Source organism: Campylobacter concisus ATCC 51562 (assembly GCF_000466745.1).
GTDB lineage: Bacteria > Campylobacterota > Campylobacteria > Campylobacterales > Campylobacteraceae > Campylobacter_A > Campylobacter_A concisus_B.
In genome coordinates, this window is record NZ_ANNI01000009.1 from 88,928 (window position 1) to 113,690 (window position 24,763).

At 37.1% G+C, this 24,763-nt stretch carries 21 protein-coding genes; 5 read left to right on the top strand and 16 right to left on the bottom strand.

Going from position 1 to position 24,763, the window contains the following annotated elements; all coding sequences use genetic code 11:
- Positions 1-42 precede the first annotated feature (42 nt).
- The 5 genes from ATCC51562_RS07510 to ATCC51562_RS09750 all read right to left on the bottom strand — a co-directional run bounded on the left by ATCC51562_RS07510 (position 43) and on the right by ATCC51562_RS09750 (position 4,794).
- Positions 43-687, bottom strand: coding sequence for a cupin domain-containing protein (locus ATCC51562_RS07510; RefSeq protein ID WP_021091675.1), 645 nt, complete (start codon positions 685-687; stop codon positions 43-45).
- A 93-nt stretch (positions 688-780) separates the two neighbouring features.
- Entirely contained in the window at positions 781-1,515 is a 735-nt protein-coding gene (locus ATCC51562_RS09465) for an HNH endonuclease signature motif containing protein (protein WP_021091749.1), read from the bottom strand.
- Between the two features lie 63 nt (positions 1,516-1,578).
- Positions 1,579-3,111, bottom strand: a complete 1,533-nt coding sequence (gene guaA, locus ATCC51562_RS07520) for a glutamine-hydrolyzing GMP synthase (protein ID WP_021091834.1) — start codon at positions 3,109-3,111, stop codon at positions 1,579-1,581.
- A gap of 10 nt (positions 3,112-3,121) precedes the next feature.
- Complete coding sequence (nhaD, locus tag ATCC51562_RS07525; RefSeq protein WP_021091705.1) at positions 3,122-4,510, bottom strand: sodium:proton antiporter NhaD; 1,389 nt, start codon at positions 4,508-4,510, stop codon at positions 3,122-3,124.
- A 116-nt stretch (positions 4,511-4,626) separates the two neighbouring features.
- Positions 4,627-4,794 carry a hypothetical protein gene (locus tag ATCC51562_RS09750; protein WP_021091736.1) on the bottom strand — a complete coding sequence of 56 codons (168 nt, stop codon included), beginning with the start codon at positions 4,792-4,794 and terminating at the stop codon, positions 4,627-4,629.
- 30 nt (positions 4,795-4,824) lie between these two features.
- Between ATCC51562_RS09750 and ATCC51562_RS07530 the strand changes: the two genes are divergently transcribed.
- The 4 genes from ATCC51562_RS07530 to ATCC51562_RS07545 are packed head-to-tail and all read left to right on the top strand — an operon-like array spanning position 4,825 to position 10,697.
- Complete coding sequence (locus ATCC51562_RS07530; protein WP_021091740.1) at positions 4,825-5,274, top strand: hypothetical protein; 450 nt, start codon at positions 4,825-4,827, stop codon at positions 5,272-5,274.
- Complete coding sequence (gene uvrC / locus ATCC51562_RS07535; RefSeq protein WP_021091827.1) at positions 5,268-7,085, top strand: excinuclease ABC subunit UvrC; 1,818 nt, start codon at positions 5,268-5,270, stop codon at positions 7,083-7,085. Before ATCC51562_RS07530 ends, uvrC begins: the two co-directional genes overlap by 7 nt.
- Positions 7,082-7,837 (top strand): hypothetical protein, encoded by a 756-nt coding sequence (locus ATCC51562_RS07540; RefSeq protein WP_021091708.1) that lies wholly within the window; start codon positions 7,082-7,084, stop codon positions 7,835-7,837. The genes uvrC and ATCC51562_RS07540 overlap by 4 nt, the downstream gene beginning before the upstream one ends.
- Positions 7,827-10,697, top strand: coding sequence for a response regulator (locus ATCC51562_RS07545; protein WP_021091846.1), 2,871 nt, complete (start codon positions 7,827-7,829; stop codon positions 10,695-10,697). Before ATCC51562_RS07540 ends, ATCC51562_RS07545 begins: the two co-directional genes overlap by 11 nt.
- On the opposite strand, the gene ATCC51562_RS07550 is transcribed toward ATCC51562_RS07545, so the two are convergent.
- Positions 10,694-11,965, bottom strand: coding sequence for an anthranilate synthase component I family protein (locus ATCC51562_RS07550; RefSeq protein WP_021091848.1), 1,272 nt, complete (start codon positions 11,963-11,965; stop codon positions 10,694-10,696). The genes ATCC51562_RS07545 and ATCC51562_RS07550 overlap by 4 nt on opposite strands.
- Before the next feature lie 152 nt (positions 11,966-12,117).
- Here ATCC51562_RS07550 and ATCC51562_RS07555 point away from each other — a divergent pair, with 152 nt between their 5' ends.
- A complete protein-coding gene (locus ATCC51562_RS07555) occupies positions 12,118-12,858 on the top strand; it encodes a sulfite exporter TauE/SafE family protein (protein ID WP_021091544.1) in 741 nt (246 codons plus the stop codon).
- 30 nt (positions 12,859-12,888) lie between these two features.
- Here ATCC51562_RS07555 and ATCC51562_RS07560 read toward each other — a convergent pair whose 3' ends face one another.
- The 10 genes from ATCC51562_RS07560 to fliF form a co-directional block, all read right to left on the bottom strand.
- Positions 12,889-14,349 carry a class I SAM-dependent methyltransferase gene (locus ATCC51562_RS07560; RefSeq protein WP_021091604.1) on the bottom strand — a complete coding sequence of 487 codons (1,461 nt, stop codon included), beginning with the start codon at positions 14,347-14,349 and terminating at the stop codon, positions 12,889-12,891.
- Positions 14,349-15,428 (bottom strand): phosphoserine transaminase, encoded by a 1,080-nt coding sequence (gene serC / locus ATCC51562_RS07565; protein ID WP_021091646.1) that lies wholly within the window; start codon positions 15,426-15,428, stop codon positions 14,349-14,351. Before serC ends, ATCC51562_RS07560 begins: the two co-directional genes overlap by 1 nt.
- 2 nt (positions 15,429-15,430) lie before the next feature.
- Positions 15,431-16,597, bottom strand: coding sequence for an exodeoxyribonuclease VII large subunit (xseA, locus tag ATCC51562_RS07570; protein WP_021091782.1), 1,167 nt, complete (start codon positions 16,595-16,597; stop codon positions 15,431-15,433).
- On the bottom strand, positions 16,590-17,312 hold the full coding sequence (gene ubiE / locus ATCC51562_RS07575) for a bifunctional demethylmenaquinone methyltransferase/2-methoxy-6-polyprenyl-1,4-benzoquinol methylase UbiE (RefSeq protein ID WP_021091612.1): 723 nt from the start codon (positions 17,310-17,312) through the stop codon (positions 16,590-16,592). Before ubiE ends, xseA begins: the two co-directional genes overlap by 8 nt.
- 12 nt (positions 17,313-17,324) lie before the next feature.
- Positions 17,325-18,731 (bottom strand): CHAD domain-containing protein, encoded by a 1,407-nt coding sequence (locus ATCC51562_RS07580; RefSeq protein ID WP_235044196.1) that lies wholly within the window; start codon positions 18,729-18,731, stop codon positions 17,325-17,327.
- 140 nt (positions 18,732-18,871) lie between these two features.
- Positions 18,872-19,282, bottom strand: coding sequence for a Fur family transcriptional regulator (locus tag ATCC51562_RS07585; RefSeq protein ID WP_021091694.1), 411 nt, complete (start codon positions 19,280-19,282; stop codon positions 18,872-18,874).
- Between the two features lie 72 nt (positions 19,283-19,354).
- Entirely contained in the window at positions 19,355-21,181 is a 1,827-nt protein-coding gene (gene dxs, locus ATCC51562_RS07590; protein ID WP_021091610.1) for a 1-deoxy-D-xylulose-5-phosphate synthase, read from the bottom strand.
- Positions 21,174-22,037 carry a flagellar assembly protein FliH gene (gene fliH, locus ATCC51562_RS07595; protein ID WP_021091838.1) on the bottom strand — a complete coding sequence of 288 codons (864 nt, stop codon included), beginning with the start codon at positions 22,035-22,037 and terminating at the stop codon, positions 21,174-21,176. The genes dxs and fliH overlap by 8 nt, the downstream gene beginning before the upstream one ends.
- The gene (gene fliG / locus ATCC51562_RS07600) at positions 22,034-23,065 is read right to left on the bottom strand and encodes a flagellar motor switch protein FliG (RefSeq protein ID WP_021091747.1); all 1,032 of its coding nucleotides are present in this window, start codon (positions 23,063-23,065) and stop codon (positions 22,034-22,036) included. Before fliG ends, fliH begins: the two co-directional genes overlap by 4 nt.
- Complete coding sequence (gene fliF, locus ATCC51562_RS07605) at positions 23,065-24,762, bottom strand: flagellar basal-body MS-ring/collar protein FliF (RefSeq protein WP_021091727.1); 1,698 nt, start codon at positions 24,760-24,762, stop codon at positions 23,065-23,067. The genes fliG and fliF overlap by 1 nt, the downstream gene beginning before the upstream one ends.
- Position 24,763: the final 1 nt, after the last annotated feature.

The window sequence follows — 24,763 nt, forward strand, 5'->3', positions numbered from 1 at the left end:
ATTGTTATTATAGAGAAAAAGCCCTAAATATAGGGCTTGGTATTACATTTTGTCTTTGGTCACAATTAACAGCATTTTGAATTTATCTTTTATCTTTAATCCGTGTGGTATTTTACCTGGAAGCACGATAGTATCGCCTTTTTTGATATCAAAATGTTCATCACCAATAGTTAGCTTCATCTCACCATCAAGTGCGATAAGTAGTGCATCGCCTGGAGCTGCGTGAGTTGAGAGCTCTTGGTCTGTGTCAAAACTAAGTAATGACATTGAGCCGTTTTCGTTCTTTACGAGCGTTTTGCTCACGATTTTGCCTTTTTCGTATTCCACTGCATCAACTAAGCTAAAAATAGCTGCCTTAGGTAAATGATCTATCACTAAATCCTCCTTAAAATCAATTGAAATATATTTCGTTGGTTCGTTAAAAACTAGCTTGCGCCACACTTTTTTCTCTATCAGGCAAGCTTGCTCATTGCCTATATGCATCTGCTTTTCGCCGTAGTATAGGCTAGCGCCGCCCTCTACAACCCATGCAAGGCTATCACAAAACAGCATCTCATGATCTAGCTCCTCGCCCGTATCAAAAGCAAATACATCGACATGAGCATTCTCGCAATCAAAAATTCTCTTACTAACAACACTTTTCGCGACGACTTTCGTATCGGCGTTTAGATTGTAAATTTTACTCATTTTTCTTCCTTTCGTAAATTTACACGTCATTGTAGTAAAAATTTTTGGACGATTTGTTGATAAGGGTTATCTATTTTTGGCAAAATTAAATCCTCACTTCAAATGACCCAAGTGAAAATCTATTGCAACACTCTCTACTGCTCCATTTGGAAATAAAAAACTTAAAGTTTCATAATCAAATTTTGGATTCAATCTGTGTATTAATCTGTGATGATTTGGGCATAGAATTATTATATTATTTGCATCATTATTTTGTGTTATAGAAAAATATTCTATATGATGAGCTTCGGAAATATCAGTTAAATCAGATGGTACCTTATTGCAAATCTGGCATTTACCTTTATATAAAAGCTTTAGACTGGTTATTATATTCCTATTATAAAACCTTACAGCCGTCAGTCCTTCTTTTAGCTTAATTACAGAAGCATTATCTTTAAAATTTATAATATTTTCTACATCAGTTTCAGAATCGCATAAAACATCGCATTGTTCTACAACGACTGTTTCTAAATTGATTTCATATTTTAAAAAAGATTTTGCAAGTTGAGTTAATTCAGTATATGAAAATCCCTTTAAATACCCTGCAATACTAATAACTTCTTTGGCAGGTGGTCTATTTTTCCAACCCCTACGGTGACTTGAACTATCAGGCAAAGCATCAAATTCATCTCTTCTTAATTTTATATAATTTTTATTTCTACCAAAAAGTAAAGAAATTTCTTCAAAAGCCTGAGCCGTATTCTTAAACCCCAAGTCATTAATTGCTCGTGAGTCATATTCAGACAAGTAATAGGCTATTATGGATAAAATTTTACTATTTTTTTTCATAACCATAACTCCCACTAAACCAGCAAGAAGCAACCTACAAAACTATAGATTGCTTAATATGCACTATTCCCACTCTATCGTTGCAGGTGGCTTGCTCGAGATATCGTAAACTACGCGGTTTATGCCATTTACCTCGTTTATAATGCGGCGGCTTACATTTTCAAGTAAATCATAAGGGAGTCTTGAAAAGCTAGCAGTCATGCCATCGCTCGCATCGACCACGCGCACGCAAACAGCGTTTTCATAAGTGCGGTTATCACCCATAACGCCAACAGAATTTACATTTAAAAGTACGCAGAACGCCTGCCAAGTTTTGTTATACCAGCCAGTACTCTTTAGCTCATCGCGTAAGATCACATCAGCTTTGCGAAGTAGTTCTAGGCTTGGTTTATTTACTTCACCCATTATGCGGATAGCAAGGCCTGGTCCTGGGAAAGGATGACGGAATACTAAATCACGGCTTAGCCCAAGCTCAAGACCAAGCTTTCTAACCTCATCTTTAAAAATTTCTCTTAGTGGCTCTATTAGCTCAAATGTCATCCAATCAGGCAAACCACCAACGTTGTGGTGGCTCTTTATCGTCTTACTTGAGCCAACTACTGAGCTTTCGATGATATCAGTATAAAGGGTGCCTTGAGCTAAAAATTTCACATCGCCGTGCTTCTTAGCCTCTTTTTCAAAAATTTCTATAAATGTCTCGCCTATGATCTTGCGTTTTTTCTCAGGATCGACGACGCCAGCTAAGCGCCCAAGGAAGATCTCGCTCGCATCTATGCTAACTAGCTCAACGCCAAGTTTTGTTCTAAATGTAGCTTCAACTTGCTCTTTTTCGTTTGTTCTAAGAAGTCCGTTATCAACAAAGACAAGGATCAAATTTTCAGGCACAGCAGCTGCTAAAAGTGCCGCGGTTACAGAGCTATCCACGCCACCGCTAACTGCACAAAGTACCTTGTGAGTACCTACTGTTTTTCTTATCTCTTCTATCTTATTTTTAGCAAAGCTTCCCATGTTCCACGTGCTCTCGCAGCCGCAGATATATTTAGCAAAATTCTTTAAAATTTGCGTGCCATATTCGCTGTGTTGTACCTCCGCGTGAAACTGGATCGCATAAAATTTACGTTTATCATCGCCAAAAGCACAATAAGGCGAATTTTCACTAACAGCGATCACTTCAAAGCCTTCTGGCAAGTCCTTTACATAGTCACTATGACTCATCCATACGATTTGTTTTGAAGGTGTATCTTTAAATAGCTCATGCTCTTTAATAACGTTAAGCTCTGCCTTGCCATACTCTTTTTGATCAGCTGCTAAAACCTCAGCCCCATGTGTGTGAGCAAGTAGTTGCATGCCGTAGCAAACGCCAAGTATAGGGATGTTTAACTCAAAGACGCCGTTATCGCAAAAATAAGCATCTTTAGCATAAACACTAGCTGGACCGCCACTTAAAATGATACCTTTTGGCTCTTTCGCCTTTATCTCACTAAGCTTTGCATTAAATGGCAAAATTTCAGTGTAGACACCCTCTTCTCTTAGCCTTCTAGCTATTAGCTGAGTGTATTGCGAACCAAAATCCAAAACTATAATCGTATTGTTCATTTATAACCTTTTAAAAATAGATATGAAAAATTTCAAACTGCACATACCAAACAATGATCGATACGATATATCCTAGAACCACCATCCAAGCGTATTTCATATGTGCGCCAAAGGTATAAATTCCTTTTAATTTACCCATTACTCCAACACCAGCTGCTGAGCCAAAGCTGATCATCGAACCACCGATACCAGCAGTTAGTGTCACTAATAGCCACTGACTCATTGCCTCGCCTGCATCAGCTCCCATTGCTGGATTTGCTTTTAAAACAGCTGACATAACTGGAACATTATCAACGATCGCTGAAAGGAATCCAACGCCGATATTTACAGCAGTTGAGCCAAATTTATCATAAAGTGATACAGCGTAATTTAAAAATCCAGCAAAATGAAGGGCGCCAACTGCAGCTAAAATTCCAAAGAAGAAAAATAGTGTGTTGTTTTCAATCTTTGACATATAGTGAAATACATGCATTGGTTCTTCATTTTTGTGAGCTTTTTTGAAATAGTAAGTATAAAGACTAAGCAGCGAGAAACCAAACATCATGCCCCACATCGCTGGCAAGTGGAAAAGCTGATGCATCATAACTGCACAAAAGATAGTAAATGCGCCTATAAAGATAACCGCTTTGCCACCTTTTTTCATAACCACTTTTGGCTCGTTTGCTACATCAAAATGCGGTGCAGTACTTGGCACCACGCGAGAAAGTAAAAATGCCGTTACAAACCAGCCAGTGATAGATGCTGGGAAAAGTGCGAAAAAGTCGACAAATGGTGCTTTTCCAGCAGCCCAAGCCATAAGCGTAGTGATATCGCCAAATGGGCTCCATGCTCCACCTGCATTTGCTGCAACGACGATATTTATCGCGCCAGCAACTAAGAAATTTGTATTATTTCTATCTATCGTTAAAAGAACGGTTGAAAGAATAAGCGCAGTTGTTAGGTTATCAGCTACTGGGCTTATGAAAAATGCCAAAATACCAGTTAGCCAAAATAGTTTTCTATAAGTATAACCTTTTGATACGAGATTATATTTAAGTGCATTAAATACATCTCTTTCGATAAGTGCTTCGATAAATGTCATCGCCACCATCAAGAAAAATACGATCTGAGCGATCTCTAAAATCAGGTGATTTACCTCATGTTCAAGCGAATGCACATCCATGCCATTTATAAGCATATAAACGCCGATAAGCAGGAACATAAACGTACCGATAAAGATAGCAGGTTTTGCTTTGTCGATATGGAAATTTTCTTCTGCTGCTATGAAAAAATATCCAACAACAAAAATTATAAGTGATAAAATTCCTGCCCACGTAGTAGTTAAGTCAATAGCTGCGGTTTCTCCATCAGCACCAAAAGCCATCGCGAAAAACAAGCCTAGAAGTCCAAAAAACCTCATTATACTCTCCTTGTAGAATAAAAAATCTTGGTATATTACTTAAATGAGCCTAAAAATTAGGTTAGTTAAAATTATTAAGCTTACATTACATTTTTATTTAAATACGAAAAATTTTACTAGATTTTGTTTATCTTATCAGTTTTCTTCTCTTTTACGGGAGCATTTCCATAAAATGGATCATCTTTATAGCCACAACCGCTAAATGCAAAAAGAGTAAAAATTAAAATAAAAGATGATAAGATAAGCCCATGAAAAACGCTAAATTTTTGATAAATACTATTCACGAAAATCCTTTGTATAAAGAAAAATTAAGCATGGCAAATGAGTGCCAACAGCTTTTAGAGCTTATGGGGAAAGCAAAACGATTTTACATAGCTTTTTGCTACGTTAGAGAAGGTGTTTTGACCTTTGTTCTTACTCATCCCACTGGGCTTTTAGAGCTTAGGCGTGATAGTAGTATAAATGATATAAAAAGGTTATTAAAAACCTTTTGCAATTTTAATAAAAATAGCGTTTTTAACAGCATTCTTACTCCAAAGCCCATTAACGAAATCAACTATACAAAAAACAAAAAAGAAGAAAATATAAGATTTGTCGTGAGCAAATTTTTAAAATTTTTTAATCAAAAAGAGCAAAGTACCATCTTTTATGCGCCAGCTAGTAAAGGCGAGTTTAAAAATTTAGCAAAAGACGAACAAATACACCAAAAATTTGAAGAGCTAAGAGAAATTTTGCTCAAGAAAAATGAGCAGGCAAGATGCTAATAGACGAGATAAGAACGCTTCCAAACGAGCCTGGAGTATATCAGTATTTTGACGCGCAAAATAGACTTTTATACGTTGGCAAGGCCAAAATTTTAAAAAACAGGGTCAAAAGCTACTTTAAATTTACCCCAAGTCTAGCTCCGGCTGAAAAACTAAGCCCAAGAATTTCAAAGATGATAAGCGAAGCTGTGCATCTTGAATACATCGTCACTCCAAGCGAGGCAGATGCACTCATACTTGAAAATTCTTTCATCAAGCAGCTAAAACCAAAGTACAACATCTTGCTTCGTGACGACAAGACCTACCCTTATATCTTTATAAATTTAAATGATGATTTTCCAAGATTTGAGATCACTAGAAAGGTAGTAAAAGGCTCAAATATACGCTACTTTGGGCCATATTTTAGTGGAGCAGGAGAGCTACTTGAGGCGCTTTATCTAAATTACAATCTCGTTCAGAAAAAGTCCTGCATCAAAGGCAAAAAAGCTTGCCTTTTTTATCAGCTAAAACGCTGCTACGCCCCGTGTGAAGGCAAAATTTCAAAAGAGAACTACGCTAAGATCGTAAACGAAGCTATCGCAGCCTTACAAAATCCAAATTTGCTCATCGCTCGCCTTGAAGAGCTCATGCTAAACTACGCCAAAGCTGAAGACTACGAGCAAGCAGCTGCGACTAGAGATAAGATACAAACACTTAAAAATATGCAAACAAAGGTTGAAGTTGATCTTGCTAAACTTGAGGACTTTGAAGCCTACTCGGTCGCTTGCGTGCACGATATGATCTGTGCGGTGAGATTTAGCGTGCAAAGTGGCAAGATAACTGGCGTAAAAACTGACATCACGCAGGCCAAAAACGCTCAAAAAGATGAGATAAACGAGGCTTATAAGCAAGCCATTTTAAAAAGCTTTATCGCTGGTCAGCCGATAATTAGCACCAAAATTTATGTGCATGAGAGCTTTGAAGATAGCGAGCTGGTGGAGGAAATTTTAAACGAGAGATTTGGGCGTAAATTTAGCATCACATGCCCAAAAATAGGCGATAAGCGTAAAATTTGTGAGATCGCTACAAAAAACGCTGAAGTTAGCATCGAAAAATATCTAAAAACGCACGATAACGTGCTATTAAACGAGATAAAAGAGTACTTTGACCTAGCTCACACGCCTTACGTGGTCGAGGCTTACGACAACTCACACCTTTTTGGCGAGGCAAGTGTCGGAGCGATGGTGCGCTACGAGCATGGCGAGTGGGCAAAGCAAAACTACCGCCACATGCACTTAAACTCCAAAAACGACTACGATCAGATGAAAGAGAGTTTGACAGCCAGAGCGCTTAGATTTGACAAGCTTAGCCCACCTGATCTTTGGGTCATTGATGGTGGTGAAATGCTTTTAAACTTAGCCTGTGAAATTTTAGCAAGCAGTGGCGCAAATGTCGATGTGATAGCCATTTCAAAAGAGAAGATCGATGCCAAAGCTCACCGCGCAAAAGGCGAGGCAAAGGATAAAATTTACACAAAAAATGGTAGCTTTAGCCTAAGTACGAGCGATAAAAAGCTTCAGTTTTTCCAAAAAATGCGTGATGAGAGCCATAGATTTGTCATCAGCTTTCACAGAAAAACAAGGCAGAAAAACGATATGCAAAGATCAATTCTAAAGCAAGCTGGCGTATCTGAAGGAAGTATCGCGAAATTAATCAGCTTTTACGGAAGTTTTGATAAAATCAGCGAAGCGAATTTAGATGAAGTGGCAAAAATAACAAACAAAAGCGTAGCAGAAAAGCTTGCAGTGCTCAAAGAAGGAAATTTGAAGTGATAATATATGATGAAAATTTAAAAATATCTGCGATAACGCAAGATTCACTTGAGCTATTAGGTTTTGATAGTTTGGATGACTTTTTGTTGCAATACAAAGATATAAGTGAGCTAGTCATAACAAGCCAAGAAAGTACAAACTACAGCTTCTTGGAATTTTTACAAAATACGAAAGATAATAGCGCTAGAGTAAATTTAAAAAGAAAAGATGGTGGTGCGATCTTACTAGAAGCAAGATTGCAAAATGCCATTTTAAAAAATGGTGAGAAATTTTTTATCGTGCTTTTAGAGAGGCAAGACATAATAAACAACCAAAACCTAATAGCAGCAGTAAAAGTAAAACCTACATTAAGACTGCCTGTTTTTAAACTAAACGCATGGTATCTTTTTGATACACAGACACAATCACTTATCGATGATTCCTGGTTTGAAACATCGCTTAAAATACTAAATTTAAATAAAAAAGATTTTGCATCCTATTTAAATATATTTTTACGCAACGCAAGAGAAATTCTTATCCAAATCCAATCAGCCATAATCGCAAAAGATGAGATAATGCTCAAAAAATACGTAGATGAGATAAGGGAAGCTGCATTAAATTTAAAGCTTAATAACCTTGCAAATGAGCTTAACGCTTTTTTAGATAACAATCAAAATGGAAAAATGAAAGAGATGTCTCTTTTTACCAAAAGACTAATTGAGATAGAAAATATTGTCAAAAAATATAGCAAAAAGAGTATCCATGAAAAATAATAAATTTTATATATTGTTAGCGCCAATAATAATTTCAGCGATCTTTTGCGCATATAGCGGAAATGAAAGCTATAAAAAATTCACAGATCTAAAAGATTTAAATGAAAAATTATATAAGCAGTCCTTAGTATTTCAAACTATAAAATCCGTAATACAAGAGCACGATACGCTAATAGGCAAAAGCCAAGAAGATATAAAAAGGTTGCGGGATAACACCTTAAAAAATACACAAAAATTTATAAATTCTATAAGAAAAGACGATCGCACTGAGATACGAAATATAAATAAATTAAAAGAATTGCTAGCAAATCTAAACCAAAATGATAAATTTGATGAACTATTTTACGAATTTTTCCAAAATATAAATGGAGAAATAGATAGCGATTTTAAACAAGACTTAGACCGAGACTTTCCGCTTATAATAAAAGCTTATGCCACAACTTTAAGTAAAATTTACAATCAACTCTCTTTAGCAAACAACACTAAATACTACGTAAAAAACATCTTTATAAATGGCCCTTTATTTTCAATAAACAGTAATGTGAGGGAAAATATATATTCCGTAAAAGACAGCACGCCAAATCTTGATATGCTTCCAAAAAGTAAGTTAAAAGAGAATATTTACAAAGACTTTAACCAGTTTGAAGCCAACTATCAAGCTAAAAAGATAAGAGAAGATAAAGCCAAGATCGCATTTTCTGAAAAGCTAAATATCGAAGATATTATCTTAATCAAACAGTATGAAGATGATAAATTTATACTTTTATTAGATAGTGCCATAAACATAAAAAATGAGCTAATAGAACTTACCAAGAGTGAAAAAATAAGCTTTGGCATAAAGACCTTTTTTGAGTTTTTGCTTTGTGGCTTGCTCATTTTGTCTTTGCTTGGTATTTCTGCTAGGTTGAAATTTTTAAAGGTGCTTATCGATAAATCAAAATACATATCGAGTTATATCCTATCATCAAAAGAGACAAGTGCGGATAATGCTATATCAAAGCTCATAAAAACTTATGAAGATCTAAAAGAAACCTATGTAAAAGATAGCAGCTTTTTTCAGATAAAAGATAGATATATTTTATCCGTGAGCAAGAAGCTAGAGTCTATCAATAAGGAAATTTTTACATCGACTGCGGCTTTAAAAATAGAAACGAATAATAGCAAAAAGCAAGTATTTATAGACACGATAGAAAAAAATGCAAATATCATGACTTCGCTTTATAACAATGCTAAAAATATCTCAAATGTTAAAAAATATAGCGAATGCAATAAAACCGAGATATTTGATCCTCAAAAAAGCTTTGAAGAAATTTTGCAAGCAAATATCGTCTATTCGCAAAGCAAAAAGATAAATTTTATAAGCTATCTTGATCCAAGCCTTACAAATGAACTAGAAGGAAATCTAAATTCATTAAAAACCGCATTCAACTCTATCTTTTTGGCGTCTTTATCAATGTCTTTAAGACATCAAAACATTATCATCGCTATCAAAAAAGTTCAAAAAGAGTTTGATAGAAGCGGACTTTGTTCTGTAAGCTTTAGCATAAAAAATAGCTCAGCTGCCATGAGCGAAAAGCAAATTTCAGATATATTTTCAGATGATGAGAATAGTTTAAATAATGATGAGAGCGAGTTTTATCTAAAAATCGCTCAAATTTATTTAAAAAATTTAGAAAGTAAGCTGGAGATTAACTCGTTTCCAAGTATTGGCAATGAGTTTAAATTTGTAGTCATCTTTAAGACAACATCAAACTATAAAGACTTTGATATAAAATGCAATCATAAATTAGCATTCTTACAAGACGCAAATGTCGCTTACAACGAAGCTTTTAAACAAACTACAAAAGACCTTGGGCTCAAAGTGGATATGCTAACAAGCACGAGTCCATCTATTACAAAAAATTATGATGCTATATTTTTAAGAAACACCAATAAGCAAGGTCAAGATATTAAAAATCCGCTCATTTTAAAAGATCCGCTAACTCCATTAAGCATCACAAGGCTACTTTGCTTAGGCGAAGCTGATATTATGAATAAAAATTTAAACGATAAACCAAAAATTTTAATCTGCGATACTAATGAAATTTACATAGATATAACAGCAAGTGGTTTTAGTAAATTTAACTGCGAAGTTGTTGGAGTTTGCAATAAAAAAGATCTAAAACAAGCCATAAAGCAGGGCGATTTTGACCTTATATTTGTTGGCTCGAAATTTTTTGAAGCTGAAAAAAATAGCATTCAAAAAAATCTTGATCTTATAAAAACAGCCATACAAAATGCAAAAATTCCAATTATACTAATGCTTTCAAATACTTCAAATATAGATGGAGACAGTGTCAAAGAATACTTCAATGCCTATATAAAAACGCCAATAAATAGCGACGAACTGGCTCAAATTTTTAGAAAATTTTTACCAAATTTTGGCGAGATCGCAATAGACGAAAGCTATCTAGCAAAAAGCGAAAATATTATTTTATTTAAGAAATCGCCAATGGAAAATAAAATATTTAGCTCAGCTTTAGGAGAATTTTACAACACACTTGAAACCACAAATAGCTTTGATGAGCTATTAACAAAGATAAAAACCAAAACTTACGGCATCGTTCTTATAGATGAAAATGTAAAAGACTTCAACTACGAAGAGCTAACAAGAGTTGTTGATAAGATAAGACAAAGCCAAAAGGCTGATACAAGAGTGCTGATATTTGGCGCACAAGAAAGAAGTGAATTTTCTTTTGTAAAAGTGTTAGCTAAAAATATCACAAAAGCAGAGCTTTCAGCTACCGTAAGGGAACAAATCGATTCTATGGGCACTAGCTACGCTAAAAGCTCTTATGAATTTATTAAGTTTAACGCTTAAAACTCTTTTGCGTTATTTTTAAATACATTTAGCACGCTTGCTCGCTTATGGCAAATTTCAGCGTATTCTCTTTCGCTCTTTGAGTCATAAACTATACCAGCTCCAGCCCCTACAAATACATCACTAAATCCATTTTCACCTGACACAAAGATGGCCGAGCGAATAAGAATAGCAACCTGAGCATCGCCATTAAAATGTAAAAATCCAATGCCGCCGCCATAGATATTTCGCTCAGAAATTTCAAGCTCATTGATTATCTGCATAGCTCTTATTTTTGGGGCTCCGCTTAGCGTGCCAGCCGGAAATATGCTAGCTAAGACATCAAAAAGATCAAAACCTTTGGCGCACTTGCCATAGACATCACTTACAATATGAATTACTTTTTCATATTTTTGGATATGCATCGCATTTTTTACGGATACACTTTTTGGCTCTGAAACCCTGCCAATGTCATTTCTAGCAAGATCGATTAGCATTTTATGTTCAGCCAGCTCCTTTTCGTCACTTAAAAGCTCATTTTCAAGTGCCGCATCTGCATTTGCATCGCTTCCTCTAGGTCTTGTGCCTGCGATCGGAGCTACAAAAATTTGCTCACTTTTCATCTCAAAAACAAGCTCTGGCGAAGAGCCAACCACATCGCCATAAGGTGTAGGAAAATGAAACATATATGGACTTGGATTTGTAAGTGAGAGCTTTTTATAAAAGTCTAGACTACTCATATTCGTTGAAATTTCAAGCAATTCACCAAGCACCACCTGAAAGACATCGCCACTTCTTATATACTCTTTTGCTAATTCAACCATATCCTCAAAGTGTTTCTTTTCTTTACCAAGATCAGTTTTTATACTAAATTTACTCTGCTCTTTGCTTTTGCATTCAACTTTTGCATCAAGCAAAAAGTCATAATATTTATTCTTATCTCCATAAAATGTATAAATTTTACTCATCTTATCAAAGTGCAGATAGGCCTTAGCATCGGCATAGATAAATTTTGGAAATTCATACTTTTTAGCTTTCTCTTCTCCGATATATTCAAAATATCTCACGCCATCATAAGCAAAAACACCAAAGAGACCTGCAAATGGAGCTAATGATTTATTACGATTTGTATCAAAATAACTTCTAAGCCCATAAAAATCCATGTCCTTTTCATCGATGTATTCGCAATCAATGCCTATAATCGTTTGTGTCTTATCCTCGGCTAGGTAGCTATTTTTAAATTTTTCTCTAATCACTTCATAATAAAACAGTGGTTGTTCTAAGAGCATTTTTTTCCTTTAAATTTTTGATGATTATAAAAAAAGTTCGCTTTTAGTTTTTAAAATTTTTATCGAATTTATAAATTTATGCCCAAATTTCACCTTTTTACTATTTTTTTAACACCGCTTGGCTAAAATTTGGCACTCATAAAAGGAAATTTATGCTTTTTGTTGAACTTTTTATAATCGGTATCGGCGTTGGATACATCGCTGGCTTTTTTGGTATCGGTGGCGGCACAGTCGTTGTTCCTATAATGGTCGCCTTTGGATATGACATAAAAACCGCTATTGGCATAAGCGTCATGCAAATGATATTTAGTGCGACTTTTGGCTCGTATCTAAACTACAAAGCTGGTTTTTTAAAACTAAATCGTGGCGTAGTTTTAGGGTTTGGAGGCTTAGTTGGAGCTAGTTTTAGTGGCATTATTGTTTCATATGCGCCAGCGATTTTACTTGAGTCACTCTTGCTTGCAACATTTATCTTATCCCTTTTAAAGTTATATTTTATGCCAAATAGCGACGGCTCAAACGCAAATAACTCACTTTTTTTACTATTTTTAGTTGGTCTTTTTGTGGGTGCTCTTGCCATTAGTATTGGCATCGGCGGGGGCGTCTTTATCGCTCCTATTTTGGTTGGCTTTTTACGCTATGAGCTAAAAAAAGCCGTTTCAATGGGAGTATTTTTTGTGATGTTTGCAGCCTTCTCTGGCTTTATCTCACTTTCATTAAGCGGCCATATTTCTTATTTAGAAGGTGCCTTTCTAGGTCTTGGCTCGCTAATAGGCGCATACTTTGGCACCAAAAAGACACAAGCCATGGATAAAAAAGCACTTAAAAAGTGGTTTTTACTCTTTTACATAGCGATGATAACTCTAATCTTAAAGGATATGATATTTGGCTAAATCAAAAATTTAAGGCTAGGCTAGCTAGTCTTAAATTTCTTCAAAAAAGTAGGCTTCACTTAATTTAAAAGCAAGCTTATCTAGCTCGTCTTTGCTTAAATTTACGCTCTTTGCGATATCTTTTAAACTAGCTTTGCCATCAAATTTTAAAGCAATTTTGATCTCTTCATGGCTTAAGCTTAGCTTGCCATTTAGCTCATTTGCCAAAGAGATAACTGGTGAGCTAGCATTTAAAAAATACTCAAGATACGCAGCAGCTCTAAGCTTTAGTCTAGTTTTGCCAGGCTCATAGATAAGTGCTTTGAGTTTTGAAGAAGAAATTTTAGTGTTTTGATCATTTAAAATTTCAAGCAGTCCCACAAAAGCTTCATCTGCATTCTCACCAAGTGCCGTTTTTACTTCGCTTAAATTTAGGCTTTGTGGATATCTTTTGCTTAAAATTTCTTGCGTTTTTGTTCTTGGCTGCTCGCTAAAATATGCAAAATAAATCTTATCAAGCTCGCTCTCTCCAAGTACCGCTTCAAAGTCCTCAGCACCGCCAAGCCTCTCTTTGTGAGCGATGAGACTTTTTCTAAATGATCTATTAAACAAAAAGTCGTTTAGCTGCTCTTTTTTAATACGAGAGTTGTAATTTTGCTCGATGTGCGCGTCAAAGCGGTAAATCCCAGTCGAGCTTGCGAAGATATCATTTAGCGAAGCATCTATTACGTAGCAAAGTCCGTGCTTGTCGATATGTTTAGCAAATTTATGAAAGTAGATTGGCTCGTTGCTAGCCTCTAAAAAGTCATGCAATATATAATAATCATTGCCCTTTGCGATGATGCTTTGTAAGAAATTTAGCTGTGTTAAAAGCAGCTTCATGCTATCTTTGTATACGACATCACTTTGGCTTTGCAGGCTAAATTTCAAATAATCCTGCAAGAAATTTAACTCGCTTTTTACGCGAGCAAGTGCTTCTTTGCTATCGTTGCCTGAGCTTACAAAAAGCATAAAATCTCTTAAAATATCAAGACTCTTCCAACCAGGATAGGTATTATACGAAACATAAGCGATGCCGTCATTGCTAAGTAGTGCCTTAATCGTTGCAAGCAACGCATCTCTTACATTTGGGCTCACCCAGCTATAAACGCCATGAGCGATAATATAGTCAAATTTTCCAAGCTCTTTTATATCGCTTTCGTTCATGTGTAAAAAATTTCGCTCAAGCAGAGTAAAATTTTCTAAACCTACCTGCTTTGCTACTTTGTTACCTTCAGCCACTTGATGGCTTGAGATGTCGATACCAACAACTTTTGCGTTTTTATGCGAAATGGCAAATGGCAAGATATTGCCACCGTATGATGAGCCAAGCTCAAGCACTCTAGCCTCTTTTAAGCCAGCTGCCTTAAGTCCCAGAAATTTAGCAACCGCTTCTATCCTAACTGGCGAGCAGTCGCTAAATGCGGCCGAGAAATAAGGAATTTCATCGTAAGCTTTCTTTGTTTTATTCATCAGCTATGTTTTCTTGCAAATTCTCTCATAAACTCACCAAGTTTTTCAACATCACTTTGGCTAACGGCATTGTAGATAGAGGCTCTTATACCGCCAAGATGTCTGTGACCTTTTAGCCCTAGCATGCCCTCTTTTAGCGCTTCTTCGACAAAAACTGGCTCAAGTGCATGATCCTTTGGTATCGTAAAGCTCACGTTCATATCTGATCTGCTTGATTTTTTAGCGTGGCCTACGTAAAAGCCATTTGAGCTATCTATGATGTCATAAAGCGTGCTTGCTTTTTTGGCATTTATCTTCTCAACCTCGGCAAGTCCGCCAAGATCTAGTAGGTGCTGCATAGTTAAATTTAAAAGATAAATTCCAAAAGTTGGCGGTGTGTTGTAAAGCGAGTTTGCCTCTACGTGCGTTTTGTAGCGCAAAAACATAGGGATATTTTGGCTGCTCACACGATCAACTAGGTCTTTTCTTAAAATGACGATAGTCACGCCACTTGGGCCTGCATTTTTCTGAGCGCCACCGTAAAGCAAGCCGATACTGCTAAAATCAAGCGGCCTAGCGAAAAAGTCGCTCGAAGCATCGACAACAAGGGGCGATTTAGTCTTTGGCATAGCCTTATACTGTGTGCCATAAATCGTATTGTTTGAGCAGATGTAGGCGTAGTCGGCATCGTCACTAAATTTTACATCAGGGATGTAAGAGAAATTTTCATCCTCACTGCTTGCTACGACATCCACATTTACACCAAGCACATTTGCCTCTTTGATCGCTTTGTTTGTCCAAACGCCAGTATTTGCGTACTCGGCCCTGCCGCCTTGATATAAATTCATCGGTATCATGCTAAATTGCAAGTGTGCACCACCTTGAAGAAATAAAATTTCATACTCATCGCCGATGCCGTAAAGCTTTCTTATCTTATCCATCGCGCCAAAGTGGATCTCCTCAAAGGTCTTGCTTCTGTGGCTGATCTCCATGATCGAGTAGCCCTCGCCTCTGTAGTCGGTAAATTCGGCCTTTGCGTGCTCTAAAACATCTAGTGGTATCGCGCTTGGACCTGCGCTAAAGTTAATTTTTCTACTCATTTTTACTCCTTGATAATTGCTTTTTTATGTGTATTTTGCGAGACAAGCTCTATCTCATCGTCTATTTTTAAATCCCTAAGATCAACTCTCTTGCCATCTTTTCTAACCTCGATAAGCCCCTTCGTGCTCTCAAAAAAGAGCTCTCTCATCTCATAAGCCTTCTCTAGCGAGCCAAGGGCCGAGCCAAGGACTAAAATTTTTCTTTGCACGGCATTTACTAGAGCGTTTTGCTTGTTTGCTACCTCGCTAAATTTTAGCTCGATCCTAGCTTTTAGGGCATTTGATGAAAATTTAGAAAGTAGTAAATTTAGCAGATTTTGCTTTTTGGTGATCTTTAAGCTTAAAGCGCTATCAAGATCGTCGCTGAGCCTATCAAGATACTGAAAAAACGCCTCTTCATCAGGCAAAAGATCTAGCATAGCTGCACTTGGCGTAAGCGACCTACGATCTGCCACAAAGTCGCTTATAACATAGTCGATCTCGTGTCCGATAGCACTTATGACTGGCGTTTTTGTAGCGTAAATTTCACGTGCTAAGTCCTCGTCGTTAAAGCACCAAAGATCCTCTTTACTACCACCTCCACGAGCTAAAACGATCACATCAACGCCGTATCTATCAGCTCTTTTTAAAGCCTTTATGAGCGAGCTTGGGGCATTTTCACCTTGAGTTAAGGCATCAAAGATATAAATTTCGCTTAATTTCCAACGACTCGTCACGACCTTTAACATATCCTGAAGTGCCGCTGAAGTAGCGCTTGTGACAAGGGCTATTTTTTTAGGTAAATTTGGTATCTCTTTTTTTGCAGCAATGTCAAAAAGGCCCTCATTTTCGAGCTTTTCTTTAAGCTGCCTAAACGCAAGCTCAAGCTCACCCTCGCCATCAGGCAGCATCGCACTAGCCACTAGCTGATACGACCCGCTTGGCGAATAAATGGTCACTTTGCCATAAATTTTGACCTTCAAGCCATCTTTTGGTAAGAATTTCACCTTTTGGTTGTTCATGCGATACATCACAGCTGAGATGCTTGACTTCTCATCCTTTAGCGTGAAGTACCAGTGCCCAGAAGCATGCTTAGTAAGGCGCGAGATTTCGCCACTTACCTCGACGTAGTCAAGTGTCGCTTCAAGCAGCGCCTTTGCTTTTTCGTTTAGCTCAGAAACACTAAGCATTGATTTCTCTTACCTTTTTAGCGATAAATAGTGTTGAGATATCCATGCTAAAGCCCTTGCAAAGCTCTATCTCAAAACCAGCCGTGGCTAGCTCGTCGCAAAAGCTCTTTGCGTCCAAGAAATTTTCTATCGAGCTTGGCAGATACTCGTACGCCTCTTTATTTTTTGAGATAAAGCCACCAATTTTTGGCAAAATTTTACTTAGGTAAAAATCTCTTAGCGAGGTTATAAGCCCCTTTTTCTGGCGTTTTGTAAATTCAAGTACGACTACGTAGCCATTTAGAGCAAGCACTCTATTAAACTCTCTAAGCGCAGCCTTTCGCTCAACCACATTTCTAATGCCATAGCTTATGCTTAAAATTTGAGCCTCACCGCTTGCAAGCGTTGTATTATTAGCGTAGGCCTCTATAAATTTAAAATTTGGAAATTTCGCCCTCGCCTCTTTTAGCATGCCACTTGATGGATCGATGCCAGTAAGGCTTTTTATCTGCACGCCAAATTCTTTTGAGATTTCACTCCAAAGCCCCATCATATCGCCAGTACCACAAGCCACGTCGACGATATTTATGCTTCTTTCTTTAAAAATTTCTAGCATATATCTGCAGGCGAATTTCCTCCAGCTCACATCCACGCCAAGACTTAGCACTCTGTTTGCGACGTCATAAGTCGGAGCGATCTGGTTAAACATATCAACGATTTTTTCTTGTTTTTGCATAAATTTGCCCTTTTATATGTAGTAAATTTTTAAATTTCTTGAAATTTTGCGAGTTGCTTTTATAAATTTAAGACGCTTTTTTAGTATCTCTTCTCTACTTTTATAAATTTGCTTGTAAATTTTACTCTCGAGTCTCTCTTTATCTGGCATTTCTGGAAGTCTTTTAAGGATACCGAGCCAGACGTCATAGTCTTGAAGATTACCAAAAATTTCTTGCATCTGTTTTAGCTTCTCTTCATACTTTTTAAGCCCTTCAAAATAGAAAATTTCACATAAAAACTCGTATGTATATCTAATCTTTTTAAGCTCTATCCTAAGATCATGAAAGCTCTCGTTTGGGCAGTCTTGATTAAGGCTTTTTAGCCTTTTTTGAGCTAAAACCAAAAGCGTTCTAAGCTTAAACGAACCAAGGCGCGAAAGACTTACGTCAAAGAGTTTTGACTTATAAAATTCACCCTCGTTTAAAAATATCTCCCACTCTTTTAAAAATGCATAGTTTTCTTCGTCACCAAGGTAGCTTTTTACATTTTCATACTCTAAATCTAGAGCCTTTTGCACAAAATAGATAGGCTCATTTGCATGTTTTTGCTCGTTTAAAAAGCTCAAAAATACATCCAAATCTCGCTTTTTGTTTGTCGAGTTTGCAAGCATTTTAAAATTCTCGCCAAAAAAAAGTGTCACTTTCTCATCAAAAACGCCACTAAAAATTTTAAGGATCGATCTAACCTTTCTTAAATTTACGCGAAGCTCATGCAAAACCTCTTCATCTTTATCTATCAAATACTGGTTTTTTAGCCTTATTATTACTTTAAAAATACTAACAAAAAGGACTCTTAGCGCCTCGCCGCTTTTTAGATTTGCAGCAAAATTTGGCAGAATTTCTTTTTCTTTTATGATCTTATAGGCTCTTTTGTAGTCGATTTGTTCATTTTCATTAGCATGGATGGCAAGAAATTTGTTTTTATATCTTTTATCACAAGTTACGTCACTTAGGCAAAAATTTTCTAAAAATGGTGGCAGCTTGAAAAAGACGGCCTCATTTTCATCGCTAAATTCGATCTCAAATGTACAAAGCCCGTTTAGCTCATTTTTAAAAATATCGATATTGCAAGGATTGTTATTTAGTTTAAAAATATATCTATCTTTTAAGATGACGCTACCGATGCGGTTTTTAAGAGCCTTTTTAAACTCCGTTTTTTCGCAAAATTCTTCATTTTCTTCTCTGATTAGATCTTTGCCAATCTTTACAGTTTTTATAAATTTATCCTCTTCACTTCGGAAGCGGGTCTCTTCATTTTGCGTTATCTTGGTATAAAATTGAGAAATTTCAAGATGCTTAAAGACTACTCCAGCTTCTTTTAAAAAATCTAGAATTTGAGAATTTTTGAGTAAAAATTTACGCTCTATCTCCAAACTCACATTTTTCTCCAAAATTTTTTGTTCATTTTAGCAAGTTAGTGCTTAAAACAATGAGAAAAATGCTAAATTTAGGCTTATTTTAAAAGTATTTTTACAAGAAGAAAGATGAAATTTATGTTGCTAAATAGCAACATAAATTTTTATTTACAGTATTTACAGCTTTTTACGCTAGCTACGATGTTTAGACGTTCTATTATATTTCCGATCTTCTTTTCTAGTGCCTCTTGATATTTGCCAAGCTCAGCATCATCGTAGCTCACGTCCTCGACGCTTCCACAGCTTTCACAGACAACATGAATATGTGGATATTCGTAGATGTCGTATCTAGCCTTTTGATTGACGATATTTACTTCAACTACGAGACCTTCGTCTTTTAAAGTATTTAAATTTTTATAAACTGTCGCAAGAGAAACCGATGGACTCTCTTTTAAAATTTCATCATAAAGCTCATCAATCGTTGGATGCGTGTGGCGATCAAGAATTCTTAAAACGCTAAGGCGTTGTGGCGTGACTTTTAGCCCAGATTGCTTTAATAATGATACGTATTGCATAGTGCTTTTCCTTGTTTTTATTTTGGCTTATGCTAGCAAAAATAATATTAAACGTTACTTTATTAAATGATATTAATTATTTTCTAGTAAATTTTTGGTAATCTGCTCGGCACTTATACCAAGGTACTTTTCAACATCAGCAGTTGAACCATGTGGGATAAATTTATCTTCATACTCGAAGCTAATGACGCTTATATTTGAGATTTTATTTTCTTGTAGAAATGCACTTACTATATCGCCAATACCGCCTTTTTTAGCACTATCGCTAAATATGTACCACTTTTTAGTGCGTTTTGCAAGACCTAGTAAAAGCTCACTATCAAGTGGTTTTGCAAAGACAAGATCAACCAATATCACATCAAGCTTGTCAGCAAGTAAATTTCTGACCAAATTTGCCCTACCAACGCCGTTACCATAGCCTAAAAATGCGATATCACTCTTTGCGTCAGCTAAAATTTCACCCTTGCCAAACTCAAGTGGCTGAGCTTCAAACTCATCTCTTAAGATAAATGCCCCACGCGGATATCTAAATGCGCTAACACCCTTGTAAGAGTAGGCAAATTCCATAACATTTTTCATGCTCTCTTCGCACCTTGGGGCAAAAAGAACCATGTTTGGCACAGCGTTTAAGAAGCTAATGTCAAAAGCACCCTGATGCGTTTCGCCGTCCTCGCCCACGATGCCAGCCCTATCCATCGCAAACGTGATGTTTAAATTTAAAATAGAAGCATCGTGAATGACCTGATCGTAGGCTCTTTGCATAAAAGTCGAGTATATCGCGACAAATGGCTTAAAGCCCTCTTTTGCCATGGCTGACATCGATGTAACTGCGTGCTGCTCGGCTATCGCCACGTCCCAAAAACGATCTGGAAATTCTTGTATCAAGGCATCCATGCCAGTGCCTGTTGGCATCGCAGCCGTTACGCCAACAATGTCGCTGTGCTCTCTTGCCATCTTTAAAAGCTGCTCGCTAAAGATCGCCGTGGCTGACTTGTTTGACTGTCTTTTTATAAATTCGCCACTTTTTAGATCAAATGGCCCAACTCCGTGCCAATTTTCATAGCACCCCTCAGCAAATTCATATCCTTTGCCCTTTAGTGTCTGTACGTGAACGATGACTGGTTTTTTCATGTTTTTGGCAGTTTCAAATGTACTAAGAAGCGCTGAAAGGTCATGTCCGTCGACTGGGCCTATATACTCAAGTCCAAGCTCTTCAAAAAACATGCCAGGGGTGATGAGTCTAATGCCCTCTTCGATACGTCTAGCCATATAGGCGGCCGAATCTGGCATATAACTTAGAAATTTCTCAACCCTACCCTTAAATTTTTGATAAAACTGCCCTGCCATCATCTGGCTGAGATACTTGCTAAGTGCGCCTATTGGTTTGCTTATGCTCATCTCGTTGTCGTTTAGGATGATGACGCAAGGATATTTTCTATCGCCCAGCTCATTTAGCGCCTCGTACGCCATTCCGCCACTTAGCGAGCCATCTCCTATGACAGCCACTGGGATACGATCTTCGTTTTTAAGTTTTATCGCCTTTGCAGCACCAACTGCTAAAGATATGGACGTCGAGCTATGCCCTGCTACAAAGTAGTCAAATTTACTCTCGCTTGGCTTTGTATAGCCGCTGATACCATTAAATTTCCTAAGCGTATCAAAGCTCTCCCAGCGTCCAGTTAGTAGCTTGTGTGCATAGCTTTGATGACTCACATCAAAAATAAATGGATCTTTTGTCACATCAAAAATTTTATGCATCGCTACAATGATCTCAACTGCGCCGATATTTGAGCTAAGATGACCGCCATTTTTGCTAACAGTGGCTAAAATTTTATCCCTGATGTCATGACAAAGTGCGTTTAGTTCATTAACATCTAAACTTTTAACGTCTTTATTCATTATTTACCAGCATTTTTAGTTTTTCTAGCCTTGTTTGCATAGTCGCATCGATATTGCCACCATCACTTATAATAACCACACCACCTTTACTTATAGCATCATCAGCACTTACTTTTACGCGTTCGTTTTTACTAAATTGCTCTTTTAGATAGTCGCTATCTTCTGGATTTACGCGAATTTCTATATTTTTAACATTACTTAGCTCTTTTATAAGCGAGCTTGCTAGATGATGAGCGATCTGATTTGAAGAGGTTGAAATTTCTTTATCGATTACTTCTTTTGCGATTTTTATAGCAGTTTGTCCAAGCTCTTCTTCGATCTTCTTTAAAAACTCATCAAATTTAACGTACTGCTCATCTAACTTTGCAGCTGAAGTGCTAAATCTAGCCTCTAACTCATTTATCCTTGCTTCATTTGCCGCATTTGCTTGGGCGATACCCTCATTTTTGCCATCTTCTTTAGCACGAGAAATTTCAGCCTCAAGGCGTTTAGCAAATTCGCTCTCTTGATTTTCTATTTGCATTTGAAGTTTAATGATGTTGCTGCTTAGCTCATCTGTTTTTTTAAGCAACTCTTCGACGAAGCTCGACTCACCTCCTTGCTGTATTTGTGGACTTTGAGCCTGAGGAGCAAAGTGATTTTGTGAGTTTGTCTGCGTTTGGTGGCTAGCTTGAGGAACAAAATTTTCACCCTTTTGCCCAAAATTTTGCTCGCTTAGCTCTTCACTAAGATTATTTTCTTCTATCAATACAGGAGCACTATCTGCGGCTCGCTCTCCAACTCCAAGTACTTTAAATCTGTAGTTTTCTATAAAGTGAGCTGGAGAAGTTTCACTGGTTATTACGCTGCTTTTCATTCTATCATCTCATCTGCTTCGCCGACTTGGAATACACCTTGATCAGCTAGAGTTTGCACTGTCTCTACTATGCGCCTTTGGGCCTCTTCAACATCTTTTACACGCACCGCACCAAGATATTGCATCTCCTCTTTAAAGGCTTCTGCTGCACGCTGAGACATATTTGATAAAAATTTATCCTTGATGCCATCGCTTGAGCCCTTAAATGCGACCATAAGGTCTTTTTTATCGACATTTTTAAGAATTTCTCTAATCGCAGTTGCGTTAAGGTTGATAATATCTTCAAATGTAAACATAAGCTCTTTAATCGTTGTTGCAAGCTTATCATCACTTTGTTCGATACGTTCGATCGTACTTTTGCTGGCTTTTTGTCCAAGTCTATTAAGCACTTCTGCCACAGCTCTTGGACCGCCAACTTCGACTTTATAAGATGTAAGACTTTCAAGCTTGCCTTCAAGTACAGTTGAAACACGCTTAATTACCGATGGGCTAATATCACCAAGATTTGCCATTCTAATGACAACCTCGCTTCTTAACTCATCTGAGAAAAAACTAAGCGTTTCAGCAGCGCTCGTTGAGTCCATGTGAGCTAGTATTAGCGCGATGGTTTGAGGGTGCTCTTTTATGATAAAGTCTGCAAGCTGTTGTGGTTTTATCTTATCAAGATAGCCAAAGCTTTTTGAGTTTTCCATGCTTTTTGCAAGCTTGTCTAAAATTTTCTGAGCAGCCTCTGGACCAAATGTGCGGTAAAGAATTTCTTTTGCATACTCTAAACCACCACTTCTCATATATTGATTTGACTGCATTAGCGCGTAAAATTCTTCTAGCACAGCACTTGCGACTTGTTTGTCTATGTTTTTTGCGGTTGCGATATAGCCTGAAATTTCAGTGATGACATCAACATCCATGTGAGAAAATATAAGAGCAGTTGCCTCTTCGCCAAGCTGAATCAGCAAAATAGCAATCTTTTCAGGCATCGATAGATCATCATAAATCATTTTTTGCTTGTCATTTAGCTTTATTGACATCAAATTTCCTTACGCATATTAAAGTCGCTGTCATTTTTTACCATATCTTGAAGTAGCATTGCTATCTCTTCATTTCTTTCTGTGATGACCGCTCTCATTTTCTCAAGTAAAACATCGTATTTTAGTTCATCTTCATTAAACTCGCCACTAAGCCCTAGTTGCTCTTCGACCTTTTTGCGAGCAGCTTTAAATTTCTCAAGCGTATCTTCAGCATCTACCTCAATATCCTCAAGACCATCTTGAACTTGCTCCTCTTCTTCTTTTGTCTCTTCAAGCATCTTTTGCATAAATGGCACAATGACTTTTTTATAAAAAATATAAAGCAACAATGCTGCAAAAATATATTTTAATAGCGGCATAAATGGCACTACATAGTTATTCACAAAGCCATCCATCTTCTCGCTAGTGCTTATATCTTTGCCAGTTTTAAACTCAAAGTTATCTAAGCTTACTTCATCGCCTCTATTTTGGTTATAGCCGATTGATTGCTTGATCAAATTTGTGATTGACTCTCTTTGCTCTTTGGTAAGTGGGGCAAATTCAAGCTCGCCAGTTGGCTTGCCGTCTTTGTCTTTTTTGCTCTGATAAAGTCCGTCTATAACGACAGCCGCACTCACTCTATTTATGCTAGCAAACTGCCCTTTGACATTTGTTACTTTCTTTGAAATTTCATAGTTTGTCTGCTGTGAGCTTTTGTTGTACTGCTCTTTTAAAGTGCTGTCATCTAGCCCTTGAACAGGGCCTATGTTGCTAACTGCACCTGGGACACCACCTACTTCATTTGGTGCTGAGCCTTGGCGCTTTTCTTCGATATTGCTTTCACTTCTTACGACGTTATTTGGGTCATAAACCTCGCTTTTTGTATCTTTTTTATCAAAGTCAAAGTCGATATTTACCTTTGCTACGACCTTGTCCACACCGCCCACGATAGGAGCTAGCACATTTACGATCTTTTGCTCGTAATTATTTTCAAATTCACGTTTATAGCGTATCTGCTGAGCTATAGCGTCACTATCAAACTCACCATCTTCATCGCCAAGTGCGACGCCGTCTTGATTTACGATCTTTACATTTTCTGTGCTCAAGTTTGTAACAGAGGCAGCAACAAGGTTTTTAATACCAAAAATTTGCTTAGCATTTAGGCTAACGCCTGGTTTTAGCTCGACTACGATAGAAGCTGTTGGAAGTGCTTGACGCTCAGTAAAAACGCTCTCTTTAGGGATAGCGATACGAACAGTCGCTTTTTGGATAGAAGAGAGACTCTCGATCGTTCTAGCTAGTTCGCCCTCAAGCGCTCTTTGAAATTTTACTCTCTGCTCGGCATCAGTCGCACCAAATTCTTGCTTGTCAAAAATTTCAAAGCCGATTTTGCTCTCTTTTGGTATTCCAAGAGTTGCAACAGCGATACGCTCTTTATAGACATCACTCGTTGGCACAAGGATAGTGCCTTCGTTTGCCAATTTATATTTAATGCCATCTTTGTTTAGCTGATCAAGTATTAAGGCAGAATCGTTTGGGCTAATATTTTCAAAAAGAACGCTATAACCTGCAAAATTTTCATTTTTGCTTTTATAAAGTGTTAAAAATACCAAAAATGCCACGACCAAGACGATCGAGCTAGCTGCAACGATTTTTTGCTTTAATGAAAGCTTTTGATAAATTTGACTTATTTGATGAAGTAATGCTTTAAAATCCATA